Source organism: Paucidesulfovibrio longus DSM 6739 (assembly GCF_000420485.1).
Taxonomy (GTDB): Bacteria; Desulfobacterota; Desulfovibrionia; order Desulfovibrionales; family Desulfovibrionaceae; genus Paucidesulfovibrio; species Paucidesulfovibrio longus.
On sequence record NZ_ATVA01000015.1, the window covers coordinates 88,425 to 109,154 of the forward strand.

At 66.1% G+C, this 20,730-nt stretch carries 22 protein-coding genes and 2 tRNA genes; 18 read left to right on the forward strand and 6 right to left on the reverse strand.

Annotated elements, in window-relative coordinates:
- Complete coding sequence (locus G452_RS0111495) at positions 1–423, reverse strand: PaaI family thioesterase (protein ID WP_022662408.1); 423 nt, start codon at positions 421–423, stop codon at positions 1–3.
- Positions 410–1,546 (reverse strand): glycosyltransferase family 4 protein, encoded by a 1,137-nt coding sequence (locus tag G452_RS0111500; protein WP_022662409.1) that lies wholly within the window; start codon positions 1,544–1,546, stop codon positions 410–412. Before G452_RS0111500 ends, G452_RS0111495 begins: the two co-directional genes overlap by 14 nt.
- 131 nt (positions 1,547–1,677) lie before the next feature.
- Here G452_RS0111500 and G452_RS0111505 point away from each other — a divergent pair, with 131 nt between their 5' ends.
- The 3 genes from G452_RS0111505 to G452_RS0111515 are packed head-to-tail and all read left to right on the forward strand — an operon-like array spanning position 1,678 to position 3,955.
- Complete coding sequence (locus G452_RS0111505; RefSeq protein WP_022662410.1) at positions 1,678–2,319, forward strand: carbonic anhydrase; 642 nt, start codon at positions 1,678–1,680, stop codon at positions 2,317–2,319.
- Positions 2,283–3,284, forward strand: coding sequence for a DUF1848 domain-containing protein (locus G452_RS19240; protein WP_235619615.1), 1,002 nt, complete (start codon positions 2,283–2,285; stop codon positions 3,282–3,284). The genes G452_RS0111505 and G452_RS19240 overlap by 37 nt, the downstream gene beginning before the upstream one ends.
- 41 nt (positions 3,285–3,325) lie before the next feature.
- Positions 3,326–3,955, forward strand: coding sequence for a phosphatase PAP2 family protein (locus G452_RS0111515; RefSeq protein ID WP_022662412.1), 630 nt, complete (start codon positions 3,326–3,328; stop codon positions 3,953–3,955).
- Positions 3,956–3,958: 3 nt separating this feature from the next.
- On the opposite strand, the gene G452_RS19245 is transcribed toward G452_RS0111515, so the two are convergent.
- From G452_RS19245 to G452_RS0111530, 3 genes are read right to left on the reverse strand one after another with little or no spacing between them, the layout of a single operon-like run.
- Positions 3,959–4,672, reverse strand: a complete 714-nt coding sequence (locus G452_RS19245; RefSeq protein WP_022662413.1) for a TVP38/TMEM64 family protein — start codon at positions 4,670–4,672, stop codon at positions 3,959–3,961.
- On the reverse strand, positions 4,669–4,959 hold the full coding sequence (locus G452_RS19250) for a lipid-A-disaccharide synthase N-terminal domain-containing protein (RefSeq protein WP_022662414.1): 291 nt from the start codon (positions 4,957–4,959) through the stop codon (positions 4,669–4,671). Before G452_RS19250 ends, G452_RS19245 begins: the two co-directional genes overlap by 4 nt.
- Positions 4,960–4,961: 2 nt before the next feature.
- On the reverse strand, positions 4,962–5,687 hold the full coding sequence (locus tag G452_RS0111530) for a glycosyltransferase family 2 protein (protein ID WP_027189214.1): 726 nt from the start codon (positions 5,685–5,687) through the stop codon (positions 4,962–4,964).
- Positions 5,688–5,937: 250 nt separating this feature from the next.
- Here G452_RS0111530 and G452_RS0111535 point away from each other — a divergent pair.
- From G452_RS0111535 to G452_RS0111550, 4 genes are all read left to right on the forward strand, one after another.
- A tRNA-Met gene (locus tag G452_RS0111535) sits at positions 5,938–6,014 on the forward strand.
- Positions 6,015–6,236: 222 nt separating this feature from the next.
- A tRNA-Met gene (locus G452_RS0111540) sits at positions 6,237–6,313 on the forward strand.
- Positions 6,314–6,457: 144 nt separating this feature from the next.
- Positions 6,458–8,134, forward strand: a complete 1,677-nt coding sequence (locus G452_RS19255) for an MBL fold metallo-hydrolase (RefSeq protein WP_022662416.1) — start codon at positions 6,458–6,460, stop codon at positions 8,132–8,134.
- Positions 8,131–8,325, forward strand: a complete 195-nt coding sequence (locus G452_RS0111550; RefSeq protein WP_022662417.1) for a YwbE family protein — start codon at positions 8,131–8,133, stop codon at positions 8,323–8,325. Before G452_RS19255 ends, G452_RS0111550 begins: the two co-directional genes overlap by 4 nt.
- Before the next feature lie 47 nt (positions 8,326–8,372).
- On the opposite strand, the gene G452_RS0111555 is transcribed toward G452_RS0111550, so the two are convergent.
- Positions 8,373–9,497 (reverse strand): LeuA family protein, encoded by a 1,125-nt coding sequence (locus G452_RS0111555; protein ID WP_022662418.1) that lies wholly within the window; start codon positions 9,495–9,497, stop codon positions 8,373–8,375.
- A gap of 317 nt (positions 9,498–9,814) precedes the next feature.
- On the opposite strand from G452_RS0111555, the gene nifH reads away from it, so the two are divergent.
- The 11 genes from nifH to G452_RS0111610 all read left to right on the forward strand — a co-directional run bounded on the left by nifH (position 9,815) and on the right by G452_RS0111610 (position 20,721).
- Positions 9,815–10,642, forward strand: coding sequence for a nitrogenase iron protein (nifH, locus tag G452_RS0111560; RefSeq protein WP_022662419.1), 828 nt, complete (start codon positions 9,815–9,817; stop codon positions 10,640–10,642).
- A gap of 61 nt (positions 10,643–10,703) precedes the next feature.
- Positions 10,704–11,054, forward strand: a complete 351-nt coding sequence (locus G452_RS0111565) for a P-II family nitrogen regulator (RefSeq protein WP_022662420.1) — start codon at positions 10,704–10,706, stop codon at positions 11,052–11,054.
- Positions 11,051–11,425, forward strand: coding sequence for a P-II family nitrogen regulator (locus G452_RS0111570; protein ID WP_022662421.1), 375 nt, complete (start codon positions 11,051–11,053; stop codon positions 11,423–11,425). Before G452_RS0111565 ends, G452_RS0111570 begins: the two co-directional genes overlap by 4 nt.
- Before the next feature lie 18 nt (positions 11,426–11,443).
- Positions 11,444–13,084, forward strand: coding sequence for a nitrogenase molybdenum-iron protein alpha chain (gene nifD, locus G452_RS0111575; protein WP_022662422.1), 1,641 nt, complete (start codon positions 11,444–11,446; stop codon positions 13,082–13,084).
- A gap of 47 nt (positions 13,085–13,131) precedes the next feature.
- Positions 13,132–14,511, forward strand: coding sequence for a nitrogenase molybdenum-iron protein subunit beta (gene nifK, locus G452_RS0111580; protein ID WP_022662423.1), 1,380 nt, complete (start codon positions 13,132–13,134; stop codon positions 14,509–14,511).
- Positions 14,512–14,576: 65 nt separating this feature from the next.
- Positions 14,577–15,809, forward strand: a complete 1,233-nt coding sequence (locus tag G452_RS0111585; protein WP_022662424.1) for a NifB/NifX family molybdenum-iron cluster-binding protein — start codon at positions 14,577–14,579, stop codon at positions 15,807–15,809.
- Between the two features lie 60 nt (positions 15,810–15,869).
- Positions 15,870–16,172 carry a (2Fe-2S) ferredoxin domain-containing protein gene (locus G452_RS0111590; protein ID WP_027189215.1) on the forward strand — a complete coding sequence of 101 codons (303 nt, stop codon included), beginning with the start codon at positions 15,870–15,872 and terminating at the stop codon, positions 16,170–16,172.
- A 12-nt stretch (positions 16,173–16,184) separates the two neighbouring features.
- Positions 16,185–16,697 carry a GNAT family N-acetyltransferase gene (locus G452_RS19260; RefSeq protein ID WP_022662426.1) on the forward strand — a complete coding sequence of 171 codons (513 nt, stop codon included), beginning with the start codon at positions 16,185–16,187 and terminating at the stop codon, positions 16,695–16,697.
- Positions 16,694–18,076, forward strand: coding sequence for a nitrogenase iron-molybdenum cofactor biosynthesis protein NifE (gene nifE, locus G452_RS0111600; RefSeq protein ID WP_022662427.1), 1,383 nt, complete (start codon positions 16,694–16,696; stop codon positions 18,074–18,076). The genes G452_RS19260 and nifE overlap by 4 nt, the downstream gene beginning before the upstream one ends.
- Positions 18,073–19,431, forward strand: a complete 1,359-nt coding sequence (locus G452_RS0111605) for a nitrogenase component 1 (protein WP_022662428.1) — start codon at positions 18,073–18,075, stop codon at positions 19,429–19,431. The genes nifE and G452_RS0111605 overlap by 4 nt, the downstream gene beginning before the upstream one ends.
- Positions 19,432–19,443: 12 nt before the next feature.
- Positions 19,444–20,721 carry a radical SAM protein gene (locus G452_RS0111610; protein WP_022662429.1) on the forward strand — a complete coding sequence of 426 codons (1,278 nt, stop codon included), beginning with the start codon at positions 19,444–19,446 and terminating at the stop codon, positions 20,719–20,721.
- Positions 20,722–20,730: the final 9 nt, after the last annotated feature.

A 20,730-nucleotide genomic window follows, 5' to 3' on the forward strand; every position in this document is an offset into this window, starting at 1 on the left:
TCAGGTCCGCTCGCCCCTGCGCACGTTGTAGACCCCCCGGCCTTCCACCAGGGGCGTTTCCGGATCGTCCGCGGCGAAGACCGTCACGGAGGCGTTGCCCACCCGGTTGCCCATCAACCGGACGCAGGCCTCGGCCAGAAGATCGCCGGGCGGCGCCGGGCGCAGGTAGTCCACGCGCAGGTCGATGGTGGCCACCCGGTCGCCGGGCTCGCCCGAAGCCCAGACGGCGATCCCGCCGCAGGTGTCCACCAGGGTGGAGAGCAACCCGCCGTGCAGGGCCGGACGCCGGGCGTCGCCGATGAATTCCGGGCGAAAGGGCAGCCTCAGCCGGGCGTAGCCCTCGCGGATTTCTTCCACGCGCAGCCCCAGCAGCACATGAAAGGGAATCTCGTTCAGGTGCCGCTTGAACTCATCGTTCGTCATGCGCTTTCCTTTCCAGAAGATCGTTGACCAGCGCCACCCAGGCGTCCATGCCGCTTTGCGCCCGATCCGGCCAGACGAATTCGCCGGGAGCGGGACCGTTCGCCACCCGCGCGGCGAGATGGGCCAGGGCCTTGGAATCCGCCGGATCGTCGAGCACGTTCTCCGGCGGCAAAAATGCCGCGCTGCCGTTGCAGGCGCTGGAAATGACGCGCAGTCCCGAAGCCAGGGCTTCCATGATCGCGTTGGAACAGGCATCGTAAAACGTGGGCAGCACGAAGAGATCGCCCGTGGCGTAGAAGGAGGGCATGTCCTCCACGCGCCCCAGGAAGCGGACGCGCCCCTCCACGCCGAGCTTCCTCGCGAGTTTGACCCAGCGCCCGGCTCCGCGCCCTCCGGCCACATGCAAAACGTAGCGTTCCGGAAGCAGGGCCAGGGCCTCGAGCAGGGTCCGCACTCCCTTGAGCATGAAATTGGTTCCGGCCGTGAGCAGCAGCACCTGATCCGGCCCGACCCCGGCCTCCCGGCGCAAAGCCAGCCGCCTCTCCGCGTCCGGAGGAGAAAAACGATCCAAATCCGGACGATTGTAGATCACCGGAAGCTGCTCTGCCCGCAGGAAGGGGTGAGCCTCCAGCATCCACTGCCGGGTCAGCTCGGAATTGGCCACGAGCACGGGCGTGGTCCGGGCCTGGACGCGCTCGATCCACCAGCCCGCCCAATTGGCGAGACTGAGTCGGCGGCGCAGCGCCTTGAAGGCCCGCTGCGGCCCGGCGGGCCAGGCGCGTCCTGAAAGCGCCCAGAAAACGGGCAGCGGACCGCCGCCCTGACGAAAAACGTCCTGCCGCAAGGTCTTGCCCAGGCCCACGGCAAGGTCGTAGCGCCCCTGCTTGCGGGCACGCTCGGCAGCCAGGGCGAACCAGACCACCTTGAGCCACTTGAACGGCCCGAACCGGCCCACGACCACGGGACGCACCCCTGCGGGCGGTTCCACCTCGGCGCGCGCGCAGATGAAGTCGACGGCATGTCCGGCACGCCCCAAGGCCTCGGCCAGACGGTATCCGAAGCCTTCCGCGCCGCCGTAACGGGAAAAACGCGGCATCATTACCGCGATACGGGCTTGTTTCATAGGCGGACACATTGACAGGCGAACGCGGCAAAGGCAAGCGCGGGACCAGCCGCCATGTCTTGCCTTCCGGAAATACAGAAGGTATTCAACCGGCACGCGCCCACTTCAGGCCGCGCCAACCCAAAGAAGCCATGCACGACATCACCAAGTTCCTGACCGGATTCAAGCGCTTTCAGAAGGAGTGCCTCTGCAACGGCGGGGCGCTCCTGGAGCAGCTCAGCCAGGGCCAGAGCCCCAAGGTGTTGATGATCGCCTGTTGCGATTCGCGGGTGGACCCCGCCCTGCTTACGGACTCCAACCTGGGCGAGCTGTTCATCATCCGCAACATCGCCAACATCGCGCCGCCCTACCAGCCCGGCGGCGGCTACCACGGCGTCAGCTCGGCCATCGAATACGCGGTGCGCCACCTCAAGGTGGACCACATCATCGTGCTGGGCCACCGCCAATGCGGCGGCATCAAGGCCCTGCTCGACGGCTGCGGCCCCAACGACGAATTCATCGACGACTGGGTCAGCATCCTGGAACCTGCGAGGCAACTGGCCATGACCACCTATGCGGGCGCCGAGCCCTCGGAGCGCGAACGCGTCTGCGAACAGGCCTCGGTGCTCGTCTCCCTGCGCAACCTGCTGACCTTTCCCTGGATCAAGAAGCGCGTGGACGCCAAGACCCTGACCCTGCACGGCTGGTATTTCGACCTGGAAACCGGGGAGCTGCAAAGCTACCTCTCCACGACGGAATGCTTCGAACCGCTGGTCACCGTCTGCGAGGACTGAGCCGCCACGGCCAGGGCATGATCATCTCCGCCAGCCGCCGCACGGACCTGCCCGCGCTGTATGCGCCCTGGCTGCTCAACCGGGCGCGCGCGGGCTGGTGCGCCGTGCCCAATCCCTTCAATCCGCGCCAGGTGGCCCGCGTTTCCCTGCGGCCGGAAGACGTGGACGCCCTGATCTTCTGGTCGCGCTGGCCCGCTCCGCTGACCGCCCGCCTGGGCGAGCTGGAATCCCTCGGCCTCGCCCGCTCCCTGTTTCTGATCACCCTGCTCGACTCGCCCCGCGTGCTGGAACCCCGGCAGCCGCCCCTGCGCAAACGCATCGAAGCCTTTTGCGAACTCGCGGAACGCATAGGACCGGAGCGCGTGGTCTGGCGCTACGACCCCATCGTGATCTCCGATCCGACCTCCGAAGACTGGCATGCGCGGACGTTTGCCCGGCTGGCCGAGGCCCTGCGCGGAAAAACGCGCCGCTGCATCGTCAGCTTCCTGGAGATCTACAAAAAATTGCGGCCCCGCCTGCGGGGGCTGCGCGGGCAAGGGCTGAACGTCGAAGAGCGCCCGCAAGCCAGTGCGCCTGAGCTTCTGCCCCGGCTGGCCGCGATCGCCGCCCGGAACGGCATGCGCCTGCAAACCTGCGCCCAGTCCGAGGACTGGACCGAACTCGGCGCGCCCCCTGGAGCCTGCGTGGACCCCATCCTGCTCAACGAGCTGTTCGGGCTCGGCCTGCCCACGCGCGCGGACCCGCACCAGCGCGCCCACTGCCTTTGCGCTCCGTCGCGCGACATCGGCATGTACGACTCCTGCACCTTCGGCTGCGCCTATTGCTATGCCACCCGCGACGTTGCGCGCTCCCGCGCCAACCGGGCCGCCCACGACCCGCTGTCGCCCTCGCTGCTCGGCCGATTCGAGCCGCCCGCTTCGCAGGCCGCCCTGCCCGGCCTGGACCGGAGCGGCTCCCGCAGCTGAACGATCTTGCCCCTGGCGCGGCAGCGGGATATGGTCCCGCCATGTACTTCGACACTCCGGGATTCGATCTCCAGCTCTTCCGGCTCATCAACCAGCAAGGCCACTTCGCCGTCCTGAACTGGCTGATGATCACGCTTTCCTCAAAAACGGCGCTCTTCGCGCTCTTCGTCCCCGCGCTGCTGCTCGCGGTGCGCCGCTGCGGCAAACGCCAGCTCGTGCTCTTCGCCGTGCTCCTGCTGGGCATGGGCATCACGGACATGAGCACCTCGGCTGTCAAAAGCCAGGTGCAGCGCGTGCGCCCCTTGAACAGCCAGCCGGGAACCTATTGCTACGAGGACGGAGCCTGGGTGCGGCGGCCGCCGGACTTCCAGCCCACCAAAACCGCCGGAACGTCCTACCCCTCCGGCCACGCGGCCAACACCATGTGCCTCGCGCTGCTCGCGCTCCGGCTCTGGCCGAGGATGCGTCCGTCGCTGCGCGGCGCGCTCCTGGCCTTGCCTCTGCTGGTGGGATATTCGAGAGTCTACCTCGGCAAGCACTATCCGACGGACGTGCTCGCGGGCTGGCTGTTCGGGATGGTCATTGCCGTTCTTGTCGGCCTGGCCTGGAAGGAATGGGGAGAGAAGCGCTTTCCCGGCTTGCAGGCGAATTGCCGCAGCCGGGACGAATAGCCGTCAGACGGATTCGCCGCCGGGCATCTCGCCTGCGGCGGCCTTGTATTTGCGGTAGATGGAGATTCCGAGCCAGGCCGAAGCCGCGAGCAGCACCACGCTCGTGCCCACGGAAAGAATCAGGCCCAGACGGGACTCGGCGTTCATGCCCGAGCCGAACAGCGCGAAGACCAGACTCTGGGGCAGATAGCCCAGGGTGGAACCCAGCACGAACGGTCCGAGCGGGATGCTGCTGACCCCTGCCGCAAGGTTCGTCAGCAGGTTGCTGCCCACGGGGATCAGCCGGATGGTCAGCGCCGTGCGGAAGGGACTGTAGCGCAGGAAGGCGTCCGCCTTGGCCAGGCGCTTGCCGAGCAGCCGGGTTACGGATTGGCGGCCGAGCACGCGGGCGTACCCCGCGCAGAGCAGGCAGCCGAGTCCGCTGGCCAGGGTGCCGAGCAGCGTGCCGTAGACCCCGCCGAACGCCACTCCCGCCAGGAAGCAGACCAGCTGCCGGGGCAACCCCGCCGCCGTGAACAGCGCGCCGACGCCCAAATAGATGATGACGGAAAGCGGCCCGTTGCCGAGGACATGTTCGCTGAACCAGTCCGCGTCGCGAAGCCTGTCGGCCATTCCCGTGCTGCGCGCCAGCCAGACCAGGACGCCCAGCCCCGCAAGCATCGCCGCACCCTTGAGGGCCGCCTTGAGCCCGCCGCGCTCCGCGCTGTTCTCGCTCATCCGTTCTCTTCCTTGTTCGCTGACCGTCGCCAAAGCAGTCCCAGCGCCAGGGCGCATCCCTGGCCGAGCACAAAGACGGCGTCGTATTGAACCCAGCCGTAGACCAATCCGCAGATCGCTCCGGCGGCGAAACTCCAGAACCACACTCCGCCGGCCGAGCGGGCGGCTCGTCCGGTCCGCAAGCGGACCGCGGCCAGACGCGCTCCCCAGGCTCCCTGCCCCAGACAGGCCAGGGCCAGCAGCCACCAAAAGGGCGGAGGAGTGAGCCCGGTCGGGGAAAGGAGCATCGTCAGATGTTGCTGTCCTTGACCTGATAGCGCACGGTCCGCTTGAGCAGCCAGCGCACCCCGAAAAGATCGTAGGCCCCGGCCACGGCGCGGTCCCAGGTGCCGTATTTGGACTGGCCCTGGTGCCGGGGACGGTGGTTGACCTTGACCTCTTCGATGCGCGCGCCCTGGGCCAGCATCAGCGGAGGCAGGTAACGATGCATGTTCTTGAAGCGCGGAAGCCGCAGGAGCATGTCGCGGCGCATGACCTTGAGCGAGCAGCCCGTGTCGCGCACGGTGTCGCGGGTGATGCGGCGGCGGATGGCGTTGCCGACGCGCGAGGCCCAGCGCTTGGCCCAGGTGTCCTTGCGCTTGGCGCGCCAGCCGATGATCATGTCGTAGCCTTCGGCATACTTGGCGAGCATGGCCGGAATGTCCGCCGGGTCGTTCTGCAGGTCCGCGTCCAGCGTCACGACCACGTCGTGCCGGGCCGCGTCGAACCCGGCGCAAAAGGCCGCGGACTGGCCCTGGTTTTGCGCAAAGGCGAGATATCGCAATTCGCTGTGGCGCTCGGCGAGTTCGCGGATGATTTCCAGGCTCGCATCGGAGCTGCCGTCGTCCACGAAGACCACTTCCCAATCCAGTTCCTGCGGGGCCAGGGCCGCCCGGATTTCGGCGAAGAGGCGCTCAAGGTTGCCCTCTTCATTATATATGGGCACCACGAGAGAGATGGCTTTTGTTGCTGACATGTCCGAGGGGATAAGGAAAAACACGGCGGAAGTAAATAGAACCGATTCGGGTCGCTCCGTGCGCCGGGCTGATGCCGCGCCGTCAGGAAACGCGGAGCCGCCAGGATTCCCGGCTCTGCGCACCTGCGTGCGGAAAACAAGGGCGCGATTTGCGCCGAAAGCAACAAGCCTTTTTTCGAGTTTCGAAAAAACATTGCCGCATAAGCTTGACATACGCACGCCTGGAGGCCTATACGCACCTCTCACGTGACGCGGGGTGGAGCAGTACGGTAGCTCGTCGGGCTCATAACCCGAAGGTCGTAGGTTCAAATCCTGCCCCCGCTACCAAGAACTCAAAAGCCCGCAACCGAAATGGTTGCGGGCTTTTTTGCGTCCGCGCTTCCCGCGGCACCTCCGCAATCCGGCACTCGCCCGCGAATCCGTCGCGATTGCTCTCCAAAATTCGGATCACTCGTTTTCGACATGCGCTTCCGGAAATCTCGCCGGGTTATTTTTCGGATCATTGGTTGACATCCGCACGACCGGGGCCTATACACTCCTCTCACGTGACGCGGGGTGGAGCAGTACGGTAGCTCGTCGGGCTCATAACCCGAAGGTCAGAGGTTCAAATCCTCTCCCCGCTACCACCGAAATGACAAGGGCTTAGGAGCAAATCCTGAGCCCTTTTTCATTCCCCGGCCCTGCGGGACGTCTCTGCGCCGCAACTTTTGACTTCCGGACGCGCAGCTCCTACATGGACTTTCGACACGAGTCGGCAGGGAGAATATCGCATGAGCACCGCCAAAACCACCGAAACCATCCAGGACGCGGACCAGGAACTGCGCCTCGCGCGCACCCCTGCGGGACGCTGGCGGCTGGCCGCCCGGCCCCGGCTGCTGGACCGCCCCGGCGAGCTGGCCGATCTGGCCGCCTTTCTGGCCGCGAACAACGCCAACATTCTGCGCTTCTTCTACAACCGTTCCGAGAATCCCCGGCTCGTCCGCATCGAGGTCGATTGCGCCTCGGCCACGGAATGCGGCGCGCTCGCGGACCAGTTGCAGCGCATGGACAGGCTGCCCACGGACGACAAGGAGCCGGAAGGCGATCCGAACCTGCCCGAAGTGCGGACCATCATGGACCAAGCCGGGCTGCTCGGGATCAAGGCGACGCTGGAGGACCGCCCCGGCAGCCTCGCGGACCTGGCCGAGGTGCTGCGCAACCACGACGCCAACGTGATCCACATGGCCTACGACGGGGACGCGGCTCCGGGCCTCGTGGAAATCGCCCTGGCGGCCGGCTCTCCCGAACAGATTTCCCTCCTGCTGGCGGAGCTGAACCGCAGCGGCCTGCACTTCCACGTGCAGTGGCAGGGGGCGGACGGCGGCCCCATGGACAGGGTCATCGGCCTTTCGGCCATCGAGCAGTTTCTTTTCCGGCTGCGGACGATCCTGCCGCCGGACAAATTGGACAGGCTCAAGGCGCTCATGGAATCCTCGGACGAGATGGGCCGCGCCTTGCTCGACTTCCGCAGGGAATCCGGCGAAAATCCCGAAGCCATGGCCGTGTCCGAAGTCTTCAGCAACATCCTGCACCTGGCCGCCGCTTCCATCGGCAAGACCGGCCCGCGCTTCTCCATGCGCCTGACCGGACCCCTGCGCCTCAGCCGCGAGGTGGTCCTCTACATGCTGGCCTGCCCCACAGGGGCCAACGGCTACCTGCTGCGCACCCGCGACGAGGACGTGCTCGTGGACACGGGCTACGGCCTCTACTACCCGGACGCCCGCGACTGGCTCGCGGCGCACGGTTTCGACCCGGCACGCATCCGGCGGGTCTACGTCACGCACCCGGACGCGGACCACGCGGGCTGGGCCGCGCCTCTGCAGGAAGAGTTCGGCGCGCGGGTCTTCATGCACCCGGACGCCGAGGAGGTCTTCCGCCACGGCAACCGCGCCCACAACACGGGCACCCGTCTTCAGGCCCTGAACGTCTCCTTCACCAGGCTGATCACGAAGCTGACGGACCTGCGTGCTCCGGCGCGGATCACGCACTTCACTCCCCTGGTCGGCGCGCCCGCCGAATTCGGCGGATTTCCGACCATGGGCGGTTTCCGCGTGGGCGACCTGGATTTCCTGGTCCTGGAAAGCATGGGCGGCCACGTGGCCGGGCAGGTCTTCTTCCTGGTTCCGAAACAGGCCCTGCTCTTCTGCGGGGACTACCTCATCGACGTGGCCAGCCTCTCGGAACGGGACAAGCAGACCCTTTCCATCCCCAAATATCTGATGACCAGCACCAACTCGGACAGCCGCGTGTTCAGCCGGGAAATGGCCCTGCTGCGGCGGATGATGCTCGACCTGCGCCGGGACATGGGCACGGACGGCGCGAGCGCACGGATATTCTCCGGCCACGGCGGGCTCTACACCGTGGACGAGGCGGGCTGGACCGACCAAACCGAGGAGGAAGGCGCATGAACGTCCCGGCACGCAAGGACATCCGGCCCGGACTGCACGTGGCCATCGTGCTCAAGCAGGACCAGCGCAGCGGAAAGCTCACGGAAGGAATCGTCCGCGATCTCTTGACCAAATCCCCGACGCATCCGCACGGCATCAAGGTCCGTCTGGAGGACGGGCAGGTGGGCCGAGTCAAGGCGCTTCTGGACTGACGAACCTGGGACAATCCCTCAAAGGCCACCGGCGGCGAAAAAAACGATCACATGATCTTGCGCTTGCGTCCCAGCACCCCTGGCAGCTCTTCAGGCCGCAGGGGCCGCCCCAGCGCCGAGGCGGCCTTGCGGATACGCTCCGTGGCCTCGGACAGGGAAGACTCGTCCAGTTCCAGTCCCAGCTCCCTGCTCAGCGCGCGCACCGCGCCCTTGCCGCTCTTGCCGCCCAGGGCCAGCTCGCGCTCCGCGCCCACGGCTTCGGGCGGATACGGCTCGAAAAGACTCGTGTCCTTGCCCAGCCCGTGCACGTGCAGCCCGCTCTCGCACCGAAAAATATCCCGCCCCACAACGGCCTTGGTCCGCGCCACCTCGATCCGGGCCGCGCTGGAGATCAGCCCGCAGGCCCTCCGCAACACGGCCACGTCGTACCGTGCCACACGGCGACGGAGCGCGAGGTAGGCGGCGAGTTCCTCCGTGGAAGCGACCCCGGCCCGCTCGCCCACGCCCAGCAAGGACACGTCGGCCTGATCCGCCCCGCTGTCCAGGGCGGCCAGAGCATTGGCCGTAGCCATGCCGAAGTCGTCGTGACAGTGCACCGCGAGGCGAACTCCCGCCTTCTCCGCATCCAGCGCCCGGCGCACCGCGCCCACGAGCCGCGCCGTTTCCAGCGGCCCCGCGTGCCCCACGGTATCGGACACCCGCACCCGCGCGGCTCCATATCGCGCGGCGGTTTGCGCCGCCTGCGCCACAAAGCCCGCATCCGCCCGGCTGGCGTCCTCCAGCCCCAAGGACACCTGCGGCACGCCCAGTTCCGCGGAGGCGTCCAGGATCCGCCGAATGCGCGCCAGCGCCTGGCTGCGGGTCCAGCCCAGGCGGCGGGTCAGGTGCAGATCCGATACGGGCACGCCCACGTTGACGACGTGCGCGCCGAGCAGCGCGGCCCGGGCCAGGCAATCCTTGCGGCAAGGGGACCAGACCCCCAGCCGGAGACCGGGCAGAGCAACGCGGGCCCAGACCAATAAATCGGCCAGTCCGTCGCGGCCCACGCAGCCCGCCTCGGCCTCCTCCACTCCCGCCTCCGCGAGGTGAAGCAGAATCCGCCGCCTGAGAGGGGGATCATAATAGGCGCCGTAGAGCTGCTCGCCTTCGCGAAGCGTGGTGTCGATCAGCAAGGGGTCTTCTCCTCGTTGGGGGGTATTCCTGCCTCTGCCGTGGCAATTTGAATGCCAGCTTTGTCCGCCTCGTCAACTCGCCAAGATCGCAGAATATTTTTCTGCAACTCCAGCCGCCCAGCCCTGCTACGTTTTTGTCGTCTCCTACGATTTGGTCTTGTAGCCAGTGTCGCCTGCCCTTGGTTTCCGCCCGCTCCGGAGAGGAGCAGGCCAGCAGCTTAATCCAAGTATTTCAACTTGCTAAATGCACAAATTCGCCACTGGCACGCCCTTTGCCCTTACCATGCCAGCTAACGAAACCAACCCGGAGGTAACTCATGCGAAAGGTAGCCATTTACGGAAAGGGCGGCATCGGCAAGTCCACCACGACCCAGAACACGGTGGCGGGTCTTGCGGAAATGGGACGCAAAGTCATGGTCGTGGGCTGCGACCCCAAGGCCGACTCCACCCGTCTGCTGCTCGGCGGACTGGCCCAGAAGTCCGTTCTCGACACCCTGCGCGAGGAAGGCGAAGACGTGGAACTGGCCGACATCCGCAAGCCCGGCTACGGCGGCACCTGGTGCGTCGAGTCCGGCGGACCGGAACCCGGCGTGGGCTGCGCAGGCCGAGGCATCATCACTTCCATCAACATGCTCGAATCCCTGGGAGCGTATGAGGAATCCGAGGGACTCGACTACGCCTTCTACGACGTTCTCGGCGACGTGGTCTGCGGCGGCTTCGCCATGCCCATCCGCGACGGCAAGGCCGAGGAGATCTACATCGTCTGTTCCGGCGAGATGATGGCCATGTACGCGGCCAACAACATCTGCAAGGGCATCATGAAGTACGCCCAGTCCGGCGGCGTGCGCCTCGGCGGCCTGATCTGCAACTCCCGAAACGTGGACAACGAGAAGGAGATGATCCAGGAGCTGGCCAAGAAGATCGGCACCCAGATGATCTACTTCGTGCCGCGCGACAACGACGTGCAGCGCGCCGAGATCAACCGCAAGACGGTCATCGAGTGGAACGGCGAAGTGCCCCAGGCCGATGCCTACCGCGGCCTGGCCAAGGCCATCGACGAAAACGAGATGTTCGTGATCCCCAAGCCCCTGGAAATCGACGACCTGGAGCAGCTCCTGCTCGACTACGGCCTGCTCAACGCCTAAGGCCCGGTCCGTTTCCATATCCCGTTCAGCACGCTTCAATTCAAGCACGAGGAGAAAACTCATGATGATCATGGTCAGGGCCATTGTCCGGCCCGAACGAGCGGACGACGTTCTCGCGGCCCTCATGGACGCAGGTTTTCCGGCCGTCACCAAATATTCCGTGGCGGGCCGCGGCAAGCAGCGCGGCATCAAGATCGGCGAGGTCACCTACGACGAGATCCCCAAGACCATGCTCATGAGCGTGGTCAAGGCGGCGGACAAGGACTTCGTCATCGAGACGATCATGAACGCTGCGCGCTCCGGCAAGAAGGGCGCTTTCGGCGACGGCAAGATCTTCGTCAGCGACGTCGGCGATGTCTACACCATCAGCTCCGGCGTCAAGGAGTCCGCCGAAGAGGAGGCCACGGCATGAAGGAAGTGATCGCCGTCGTGCGCATGGAGAAGATGAACCGCACCAAGAAGGCCCTGACCGAGGCCGGGGTGGACGCGTTCTTCGCTCACGAGTGCCAGGGCCGCGGCAAGGGCTTCGTCAACCCCAAGGTGCTCGAAGGCGCCGGGGAAGGATTCGAGGAGGCCGCCGCCCTGCTGGGCGAGAAGGGCAAGCTCTATCCCAAGAGAATGATCACCGTGGTCCTGCCGGACGACGAGGTGGACGACGTGGTCAAGACCATCATCGAAGTGAACCGGACGGGCAAGCCCGGCGACGGCAAGATTTTCGTCCTGCCCGTTGCGGACGCCGTCCGTGTCCGCACCGCCGAACGCGGTGCCAAGTCCATCGCCTAACCCCACGGAGCAACGAGAATGGCCAAGACCAAGCACCGGCTCGTCAAGTGGGAGCCCACCGCGATCAAGGAGGAGCTGCTCAGCAAGTATCCTCCCAAGGTGGCCCGCAAGCGCGCCAAGCAGATACTCATCAACGAGGCTCAGGAAAACGAGACGCCGGAAATCCAGGCCAACGTCCGGACCATTCCCGGCATCATCACCATGCGCGGCTGCACCTACGCCGGCTGCAAGGGCGTCATCCTCGGCCCCACCCGCGACATCGTGAACATCACCCACGGCCCCATCGGCTGCGGTTTCTACTCCTGGCTGACCCGCCGCAACCAGACCGACGCCACGGCCGAGGGCGCGGAAAACTACATGCCCTACTGCTTCTCCACGGACATGCAGGACCAGGACATCATCTTCGGCGGCGAAAAGAAGCTGGAAAAGGCCATCCAGGAGGCCTACGACACCTTCCATCCCAAGGCCATCGCCATCTTCGCCACCTGTCCCGTGGGGCTCATCGGCGACGACATCCACGCCGTGGCCAAGAAGATGAAGGAGAAGTTCGGCGACTGCAACGTCTTCGCCTTCTCCTGCGAAGGGTACAAGGGCGTCAGCCAGTCCGCCGGCCACCACATCGCCAACAACCAGATCTTCAAGCACGTTGTCGGCGAAAACGACGCGGACAAGCCCGGCGAGTACAAGATCAACCTGCTCGGCGAGTACAACATCGGCGGCGACGGCTTCGAGATCGACCGCATCCTCAAGAAGTGCGGCATCAGCAACATCGCCACCTTCTCGGGCAACTCCACCTACGACCAGTTCGCCTCCGCCCACGTCGCCGATCTGAACTGCGTCATGTGCCACCGTTCCATCAACTACGTGGCCGACATGCTGGAAACCAAGTTCGGCATTCCCTGGATCAAGGTCAACTTCATCGGCGCCGAGGCCACGGCCAAGTCGCTGCGCAAGATCGCCCAGTACTTCGGCGACAAGAAGCTGATCGAAAAGGTCGAGGCGGTCATCGCCGAGGAAATGCCCCTGGTGGACGCCGTGCGCGACGACGTGCGCACCCGGACCGAAGGCAAGACCGCCATGCTCTTCGTGGGCGGCTCCCGCGCCCACCACTACCAGGAGCTCTTCGCCGAGATCGGCATGAAGACCCTTTCCGCGGGCTATGAATTCGCCCACCGCGACGACTACGAAGGCCGCGAAGTCATCCCCGACCTCAAGGTGGACGCGGACAGCCGCAACATCGAAGAGATCGAGGTCAACGCCGACCCCGAGCGCTACAGCCCGCGCAAGCCCGCGGAGGAAATCGCGAAGCTGGAAGCCGCCGGATACAAGTTCAAGCACTACGACGGCATGATCCCGGAAATGGACAAGGGCACCATCGTCATCGACGACCTGAACCAGTACGAGGCCGAAAAGCTCGTGGAACTGCTCCATCCCGACATCTTCTGCGCGGGCATCAAGGAAAAGTTCTCAATCCAGAAGCTCGGCGTGCCCATGAAGCAGCTGCACAGCTACGACTCCGGCGGACCCTACGCGGGCTTCAGCGGCGCGATCAACTTCTACAAGGAGATCGACCGTCTCGTGAACAGCAGGGTCTGGAGCTACATGAAGGCTCCCTGGCAGGAAAACCCCGAACTCTCGGCAACCTACGTCTGGGAGTAGTCGGTCCGTCCCTGATCCGGGCAAGAACCTACTGAAAGGAACAGAGCATGACCTTACTGAGACATACCCCCAAGGAAATCACCGAGCGCAGCGCCTTGACCATCAACCCGGCCAAGACCTGCCAGCCCATCGGGGCCATGTACGCCGCGCTCGGCATCCACGGCTGCCTGCCGCACAGCCACGGCTCCCAGGGCTGCTGCGCCTACCACCGCAGCGCCCTGACCCGGCACTACAAGGAGCCCGTCTCCGCCGCCACCAGCTCCTTCACCGAAGGCGCGTCCGTGTTCGGCGGCCAGGCCAACCTGTTGCAGGCCATCGAGAACATCTTCACGGTCTATGAGCCCGAAATCATCGCCGTGCACACCACCTGCCTTTCCGAAACCATCGGCGACGACCTGAACCAGATTCGGGACAAGGCGCAGAAGGAAGGCAAGATCCCCGCAGGCAAGCACGTCATCGGCGCATCCACCCCTTCCTACGTCGGCTCCCACGTGACCGGCTTCTCCAACATGGTCAAGAGCGCCGTTGCCCAGCTTGCCGAATCCACGGGCCACAAGAACGGCAAGGTCAACATCCTGCCGGGCTGGGTCGAGCCTTCGGACATGGAAGAGATCAAGCGCCTGGCCACTCTCGTGGGCGTGGATTCCATCCTCCTGCCGGACACCTCCGGCGTGCTCAACGGCCCGCTCTCCGGCGAATACAAGATGTTCCCGGAAGGCGGCACCACGGTCGAGGAAATCAAGGCCACGGGCGACGCCATCGGCACGCTGGCCCTGGGCGAGTGGTGCTCCGCCGACGCGGCGCGCCTGCTCGACTCCCAGTTCAAGGTGCCCTGCAAGGTGCTGGACATGCCCTTCGGCCTCAAGGCCACGGACCGCTTCATCGACGCGCTCCGCACCGTGGCGGGAGTGTCCGTGCCGAACGAGATCAACACGGAACGCGGACAGCTCGTGGACCTGATCTCGGACATGCACCAGTACTTCTACCACAAGAAGGTCGCGCTGGTGGGCGATCCGGACCAGCTCATCGCCATGACGGAGTTCCTGGTCTCCATCGACATGCTGCCCGTGCACATCGTCACCGGCACGCCGGGCAAGGCCTTTGAACGCCGCATCAGGGAGATCACCAAGGAGCTGCCCTGCGAGGTCAACGTCAAGGCCAAGGGCGACATGTTCCTGCTGCACCAGTGGATCAAGAACGAGCCCGTGGACCTGCTCCTGGGCAACACCTACTGCAAGTACATCGCCCGCGACGAGGACATCCCCTTCGTCCGCTTCGGCTTCCCGATCCTGGACCGCGTGGGGCACCAGTACTTCCCCTCCGTGGGCTACAAGGGCGGCCTGCGCCTGCTGGAAAAGATCCTCGGCGTGCTGCTCGACAGGAAGGACCGCGACGATCCCGAAGAAACCTTCGAACTCGTCCTGTAATACCCCCGGCGCGGCGGGGCTTCACACCTCAACCCCGCCGCGCCCATACCTGAACTGGAGACGCCATGCACCTCGACGCACACGATTCCGCCCACCCCTGCTTCGGCCCGACCCCGCGCGAAGCCGTGCTCCGGGTGCACCTTCCCGTGGCTCCGCGCAGCAACCTGCGCCTGCGCTTCGGTTCGCCGCGGCCCGCCGCAACGGCTCCGGCCATCCTGCCCGGCGAGGCCCTGGCCTGGCTGGAAGACGTGGCGGCCTGCGGTGAGCCCGTGGGCATGGTCGGCATCACCGGTCCCGGAGAACCCCTGGCCACCCCCGAAACCACGCTGGAAACCCTGCGCCTCGCCCGCGCCAAATTTCCCGGCCTCTCCCTCTGCCTGACCACGAACGGGCTGGTCGGCCGAGGTCCGGACGACAAGGCTCCGAATCTGGAAGCGCTGGCGGCCGAGCTCAAGGAGCTGCGCCTCTCCCATGCGACCCTGCTCGTGGACGCGGTGCGCCCGGAAGTGGCCGAAAAGCTCTACGCCTGGATTCGCCCCGGCCAGCGGACCATGCCCCTTGCCCGCGCCGCCGCCGCGCTCGTGGACGCCCAGCGGCAGCTCCTGCTCGCCCTGGTGCGCGCCGGAATCACCGTCAAGATCAACACCACGGTCTACACCGGGCTCAACGCCGGACACGTGGAGGAAATCGCCCGCACCACGGCGGCGCTGGGCGCCTCCATCATGAACATCCTGCCCTGCCCGGCTCCGGCCGAGACGCCGGACGAGAGCGCAACGGACGCGGAAGCGCCCTGCCCGCCGGGCAGCGAGCTGCTGGCCATGGTCCGCGACCGCGCGGCCCGGCACCTGCCGCTGATGACGGCCTTCGAGGAATGCGGCGACGCCAGCCTGGAAGCCCCGAACGGGCACAGCGCCCCGGCCTCGGCCATCCTGCCCCGGCCCAGCGCCGAGCGCCCCAACGTGGCCGTCTGCAGCGCCTCCGGCATGGAGGTGGACCTGCACCTGGGACAGGCTCCGCAATTTCTCATCTACGGACGCCGGGAGGGCCTTCCCGTCCTGCTCGGCACGCGCACTGCCCCCGAACCCGGCAGCGGAAGCGCGCGCTGGGAAAAAGTCGCGGAACTTCTGCCCGACTGTTTCGCCCTGCTGGCGGCAGGCGCGGGGGAAAGCCCGCGCAAGAGTCTGGCCGCCAAGGGGCTCAAGGTGCTGCTCGCCGAGGACGGCGCGGGCATCGACTCCGCCGTGGACCTGCTCTTCGGCGGCGGCAAGAAGCCCGGCTGCGGCAAGAAGCGCGCCTGACATTTCGCGAGAACACGCCGCCCAGCGGCGACATCCACCAGCACACACAAGGAGATGAACATGGCCATTCCCGAAAGACTGATCCTCATCTGTCAGAGCTTCCGCGCCGGCGGCGACCCCAAGGGCATCTGCCACAAGCAGACCGACGGCTTCCTCCAATACATGGAAGAAGAAATCCTGGACCGCGGCCTGGACATCCAGATCACGGCCACGGGCTGCCTCAAGCAGTGCGAATCCGGCCCCATCGTGGTGGTCCAGCCGGACAACTGGTGGTTCAAGGGCGTTGACAGCGAAGCCGCCATCGACGCCATCCTGGACGGCATCGAAGACGGCGAGCCCGCCGCCGACTATCTGATCTCCTAAAGGACGCTCCCCATGCCCGCACGCCTCGCCGCCATGCCCCGCACGCAAAGCCCGCGCGTTCGCCCCGCACGCCCCGGCGACATCGACGCCTTCTGCGGGCTGCTCGCCGCGCTCTTCGACATCGAAGCGGACTTCGCCTTCGACGCGGCCCGCGCCCGCAAGGCTTTCGGCCTGCTGCTCGCGGAAGAGCGCGCCTGCGTGCTCACGGCGCTGCACGACGGCGAGGTGGCGGGCATGTGTTCCGGCCAGATCGTCATTTCCACTTCCGAAGGCGGTCCTTCCGTCGTGGTGGAGGACGTGGTGGTCCGGGAAGACGCCCGCGGACTCGGACTGGGCAGGGAGCTGCTGCGCGCCGTGGAGCGCTGGGGGCTGGAACGGGGAGCCACCCGGCTTCAGCTCCTGGCCGACCGCGACAACTCCGCCGGACTGGATTTCTACGACCATCTCGGCTGGCGACGCACCAGTCTCATCTGCCTTCGCAGGCACCCGGCCTCCGAAGAGACTCTCCAAGGAGAACGCGCATGACCACTTCGATCTTCGAGGAACGCAAGGACCAGATCCACCGCACCGGGCAGGGGCCATTCGAACTGGCCTGCAACCGCGACTCCCTTGCGGGCGCCGTCAGCCAGCGGGCCTGCGTGTTCTGCGGCTCCCGCGTGGTGCTCTACCCCATCGCCGACGCCCTGCACCTCGTGCACGGCCCCATCGGCTGCGCCGCCTATACCTGGGACATCCGGGGCGCGCTCTCCAGCGGTCCGGAGCTGCATCGGCTCTCCTTTTCCACGGACCTGCGCGAAAAGGACGTCATCTTCGGCGGCGAACCCAAACTGACAGCCGCCCTGGACGAACTCATCGACCGCCACCAGCCCAAGGCCGCCTTCGTCTATTCCACCTGCATCGTGGGACTCATCGGCGACGACCTCAAGGCCGTGTGCAAGTCCATGAGCGAAAAGAAAGGCATCCCCGTGCTCCCTGTCCAGTCCGAAGGATTCAAGGGCAACAAGCGCGAAGGCTACCTCGCGGCCTGCAAGGCCATGTTCGAGCTGGTCGGGACCAAGGACGATCCGGAGATACCGCCCGTGTCCGTGAACATCTTCGGCGACTTCAACCTCGCCGGGGAAATCTGGATCATCCGCGAATATCTGGAACGCATGGGCGTCAGCGTCATCGCCAACGTCACGGGCGACGGCCGGGTGGACGACATCCGCCGCTGCCACGGCGCGGCCCTGAATCTCGTGCAGTGTTCCGGCGCGACCCTCGACCTCGCCAAGATGATGGAGGAAAAGTACGGCATTCCCTACCTCCGCGTCTCCTACCTCGGCGTCGAGGACATGGCCCAGGCGCTCTACGACGTGGCCGACCACTTCGCGGACAAGGATCCCGACATCGTCGCGCGCACGGGCGCGCTGGTGCGGGAGGAGCTGGCCAACCTGCTCCCGGAGCTGAAGAAGCTCCGGGCCGATCTGGAAGGCAAGCGCGCGGCCATCTACGTGGGCGGCGCGTTCAAGGCCTTCTCGCTGATCAAGGCTTTCCGCCACCTCGGCATGCGCGTCTGCATCGTGGGCTCCCAGACCGGAACCCGCGAGGACTACGAAGAACTGGCCGCCATCACCGATCCCGGCACCATCATCGTGGACGACGCCAACCCGCTCGAACTCTCGGCCTTCATCAAGGAAAAGGACGTGGACGTGTTCGTGGGCGGCGTCAAGGAACGCCCCATCGCCTTCAAGCTCGGCGTGGGCTTCTGCGACCACAACCATGAACGCAAGATCGCCCTGGAAGGTTTCGTGGGCATGCTCAACTTCGCCCGCGAAATCCACGCTTCGGCCATGAGCCCGGTCTGGCGCTTCGTGCCTCGCCGCGCAAAGGCCCTCTGCAACGCCCCCAAGGAGGCAGGAGCATGAGCACCACCACTCCCTACGTTTCCACGACCAACGCCTGCAAGCTCTGCACGCCGCTCGGCGCCTGCATGGCCTTCAAGGGCATCGAGGGAGCCGTCCCCTTCCTGCACGGCTCCCAGGGCTGCGCCACCTACATGCGCCGCTACATCATCAGCCATTTCCGGGAGCCCGTGGACATCGCCTCCTCGGCCCTGGGCGAAAAGCACGCTGTCTACGGCGGCGGCCCCAACCTCAAGAAGGGCATCCTGAACGTGATGCAGAAATACGGTGCCAAGCTCGTGGGAGTGGCCACCACCTGCCTGACGGAAACCATCGGCGACGACGTTCCCATGATCGTCGAAGAATTTCGCAAGGAGTTCGGCGACCTGGACCTGCCGGAGATCGTCAGCGTGTCCACGCCGAGCTTTGCGGGCACGCACATGGAAGGATTTCACGCGGCGGTGCGGGCCGTGGCCGAGCAGTTGGCCGGAGAGAGCGTTCCGCATCACGGCGGCCTGAACCTCTTCCCCGGCATGGTTTCCCCGGCGGACACGCGCCACCTGCGCGACATCTGCGACGACCACGGTCTTGCGGCCTGCATCCTGCCGGACGTTTCAGAGACGCTCGACGGTCCGGCACTGCTGGACTATGAGCGCATCCCCAGCGGAGGAACGCCCCTCGCCGACATCAAGGCCATGCCCGGAGCGGCGGCCAGCATCGAGTTCGGACACTCCCTGCCGGGTCGGCGCACCGCCGGAACCTTTTTGAAGAAAACTCACGGCGTGCCCTGCTTCCAGCTCCCCCTGCCCATCGGCCTGCGCGGCAGCGACGCCTTTTTCGCCGCCCTCGGAGAGATCAGCGGCAAAGAGCCGCACCCCAGGCATGAACGCGACCGGGGCCGGCTCGTGGACGCCTTCGTGGACGGCCACAAGTACATTTTCGGCAAGCGCGCCGTCGTCTACGGCGAAGAGGATCTCGTGGCCGGACTCGTGGAATTCCTTTCGGAAATCGGCGTGCATGTCGTTCTCGCGGCCACCGGCTCGGAAAAGACCGGGCTGCCGTCGAGCATCCGCAAAACCTGCGACGAGCTGGGGCTGAAGATGCCCGAGGTGCGCGAAGGAGCGGACTTCCACGAAATAGCGGAGCTGGCCGAACAGCTCGAGCCCGACCTCGTGGTCGGCCACTCCAAGGGCTACCGCTCCGCGCGCAAATGGAACGTGCCCCTGGTTCGCGTGGGCTTCCCCATCCACGACCGCTTCGGGGGCCAGCGCCTGCGCATTCTCGGCTACCAGGGCGCGCAGGAACTCTTCGACCGCATCGTCAACGCCGTCCTGGAAAAGAACCAGTCCGACAGCCCCGTGGGCTACGGCTACCTTTAGGAGGAAGAATCCATGTCCGCATCGCCACGCATCGCTTCCGACAGGCACCCCTGCTTCAACAAGAATTCCTCCGGCTCCTGCGGCAGGGTCCACCTGCCCGTGGCCCCGAAGTGCAACATCAAGTGCAACTACTGCAACCGCAAGTACGACTGCGTGAACGAGTCGCGTCCTGGCGTGACCAGCGCCGTGCTGAGGCCGCACCAGGCGCTGGAATACATGCACAAGGTTCTGGAAGCCGAGCCGCGCATCACCGTGGCGGGCATCGCCGGACCGGGCGACCCCATGGCCAACGCGGAGGAGACGCTGGAAACCATGCGGCTGCTCAAGGAGCATTACCCGCAACTGCTCTTCTGCCTGTCTTCCAACGGTCTGGGCATGCCCGCCCATCTCGACGACCTGGCCTCGCTGGGCGTGAGCCACGCCACCGTGACCCTGAACGCGGTGGACCCGGAAATCGGCGCGCGGATCTACGGCTTCGTCCGGGACGGCAAGGTGGTCTACCGGGGCCGCGACGCCGCCGAACTGCTGCTCTCCCGCCAGCTTGAGGCCATCGCGGGACTCAAGGCGCGCGGTCTCGCCGTCAAGGTCAACACCATCGTCATTCCCGGCGTCAACGAGGAGCATGTGGTCGAGGTGGCCAAGGTCGCGGAACGGCTCGGTGCGGACCTGCAAAACCTCATCCCCATGCACCCCAACGAGGGAACCCCGTTCGGACACCTGACCGAGACTCCGGGCGACGTGATCAAATCCCTGCGCGCCCAGGCCGGAGCGCACGTGGAGCAGATGACCCACTGCCGCCGCTGCCGCGCCGACGCCGTGGGCCTTCTGAACAAGGATCTCTCCGGCTCGTGCGCCGGACTGCTGATGACCTGCTCCAAGCTGGCCCCGGCCTTGAACACGCGCAGGCCGCATGTCGCCGTGGCCACCCGCGAGGGCATGCTCGTGAACCAGCATCTCGGCGAGGCCACCTCGCTCCAGATCTGGACGGACAAGGGCGGAAGCTACGAACTCGTGGAAGAACGCGCCACTCCGCCCGCCGGGTGCGGACCGACCCGCTGGGAAGCGCTGGCCGACCTGCTCTGCGACTGCAACGCACTGCTTACCGCGGCCTTGGGCGAGACGCCCCGCAAGATTCTCTCCGCGCGCGGCATCGTCCCCGTGGAGGCAGGCGGATTCATCCAGCACGCCCTGGAGACCGTCTACACCGGCGGCGACACGGCAACGCTGAAGACGCCCCGGCGCAAGGCCGCGGCCTGCGGATGCTCCGGCGGTGGCGGCGGCTGCGGCTGATCAAGCGTG

Bases quoted from the DNA above. Each gene is read 5' to 3' on its own strand.
- G452_RS19245 (WP_022662413.1), bottom strand. From the start codon at position 4,672: ATGAGCGAGAACAGCGCGGAGCGCGGCGGGCTCAAGGCGGCCCTCAAG.
- G452_RS19250 (WP_022662414.1), bottom strand. From the start codon at position 4,959: ATGCTCCTTTCCCCGACCGGGCTCACTCCTCCGCCCTTTTGGTGGCTG.
- G452_RS0111505 (WP_022662410.1), top strand. From the start codon at position 1,678: ATGCACGACATCACCAAGTTCCTGACCGGATTCAAGCGCTTTCAGAAG.
- G452_RS0111530 (WP_027189214.1), bottom strand. From the start codon at position 5,687: ATGTCAGCAACAAAAGCCATCTCTCTCGTGGTGCCCATATATAATGAA.
- nifH (WP_022662419.1), top strand. From the start codon at position 9,815: ATGCGAAAGGTAGCCATTTACGGAAAGGGCGGCATCGGCAAGTCCACC.
- nifE (WP_022662427.1), top strand. From the start codon at position 16,694: ATGACCACTTCGATCTTCGAGGAACGCAAGGACCAGATCCACCGCACC.
- G452_RS0111590 (WP_027189215.1), top strand. From the start codon at position 15,870: ATGGCCATTCCCGAAAGACTGATCCTCATCTGTCAGAGCTTCCGCGCC.
- G452_RS19255 (WP_022662416.1), top strand. From the start codon at position 6,458: ATGAGCACCGCCAAAACCACCGAAACCATCCAGGACGCGGACCAGGAA.
- G452_RS0111585 (WP_022662424.1), top strand. From the start codon at position 14,577: ATGCACCTCGACGCACACGATTCCGCCCACCCCTGCTTCGGCCCGACC.
- G452_RS19260 (WP_022662426.1), top strand. From the start codon at position 16,185: ATGCCCGCACGCCTCGCCGCCATGCCCCGCACGCAAAGCCCGCGCGTT.
- G452_RS0111515 (WP_022662412.1), top strand. From the start codon at position 3,326: ATGTACTTCGACACTCCGGGATTCGATCTCCAGCTCTTCCGGCTCATC.
- nifK (WP_022662423.1), top strand. From the start codon at position 13,132: ATGACCTTACTGAGACATACCCCCAAGGAAATCACCGAGCGCAGCGCC.
- G452_RS0111495 (WP_022662408.1), bottom strand. From the start codon at position 423: ATGACGAACGATGAGTTCAAGCGGCACCTGAACGAGATTCCCTTTCAT.
- G452_RS0111570 (WP_022662421.1), top strand. From the start codon at position 11,051: ATGAAGGAAGTGATCGCCGTCGTGCGCATGGAGAAGATGAACCGCACC.
- G452_RS0111500 (WP_022662409.1), bottom strand. From the start codon at position 1,546: ATGAAACAAGCCCGTATCGCGGTAATGATGCCGCGTTTTTCCCGTTAC.
- G452_RS0111610 (WP_022662429.1), top strand. From the start codon at position 19,444: ATGTCCGCATCGCCACGCATCGCTTCCGACAGGCACCCCTGCTTCAAC.
- G452_RS19240 (WP_235619615.1), top strand. From the start codon at position 2,283: ATGCTTCGAACCGCTGGTCACCGTCTGCGAGGACTGAGCCGCCACGGC.
- G452_RS0111605 (WP_022662428.1), top strand. From the start codon at position 18,073: ATGAGCACCACCACTCCCTACGTTTCCACGACCAACGCCTGCAAGCTC.
- nifD (WP_022662422.1), top strand. From the start codon at position 11,444: ATGGCCAAGACCAAGCACCGGCTCGTCAAGTGGGAGCCCACCGCGATC.
- G452_RS0111565 (WP_022662420.1), top strand. From the start codon at position 10,704: ATGATGATCATGGTCAGGGCCATTGTCCGGCCCGAACGAGCGGACGAC.
- G452_RS0111550 (WP_022662417.1), top strand. From the start codon at position 8,131: ATGAACGTCCCGGCACGCAAGGACATCCGGCCCGGACTGCACGTGGCC.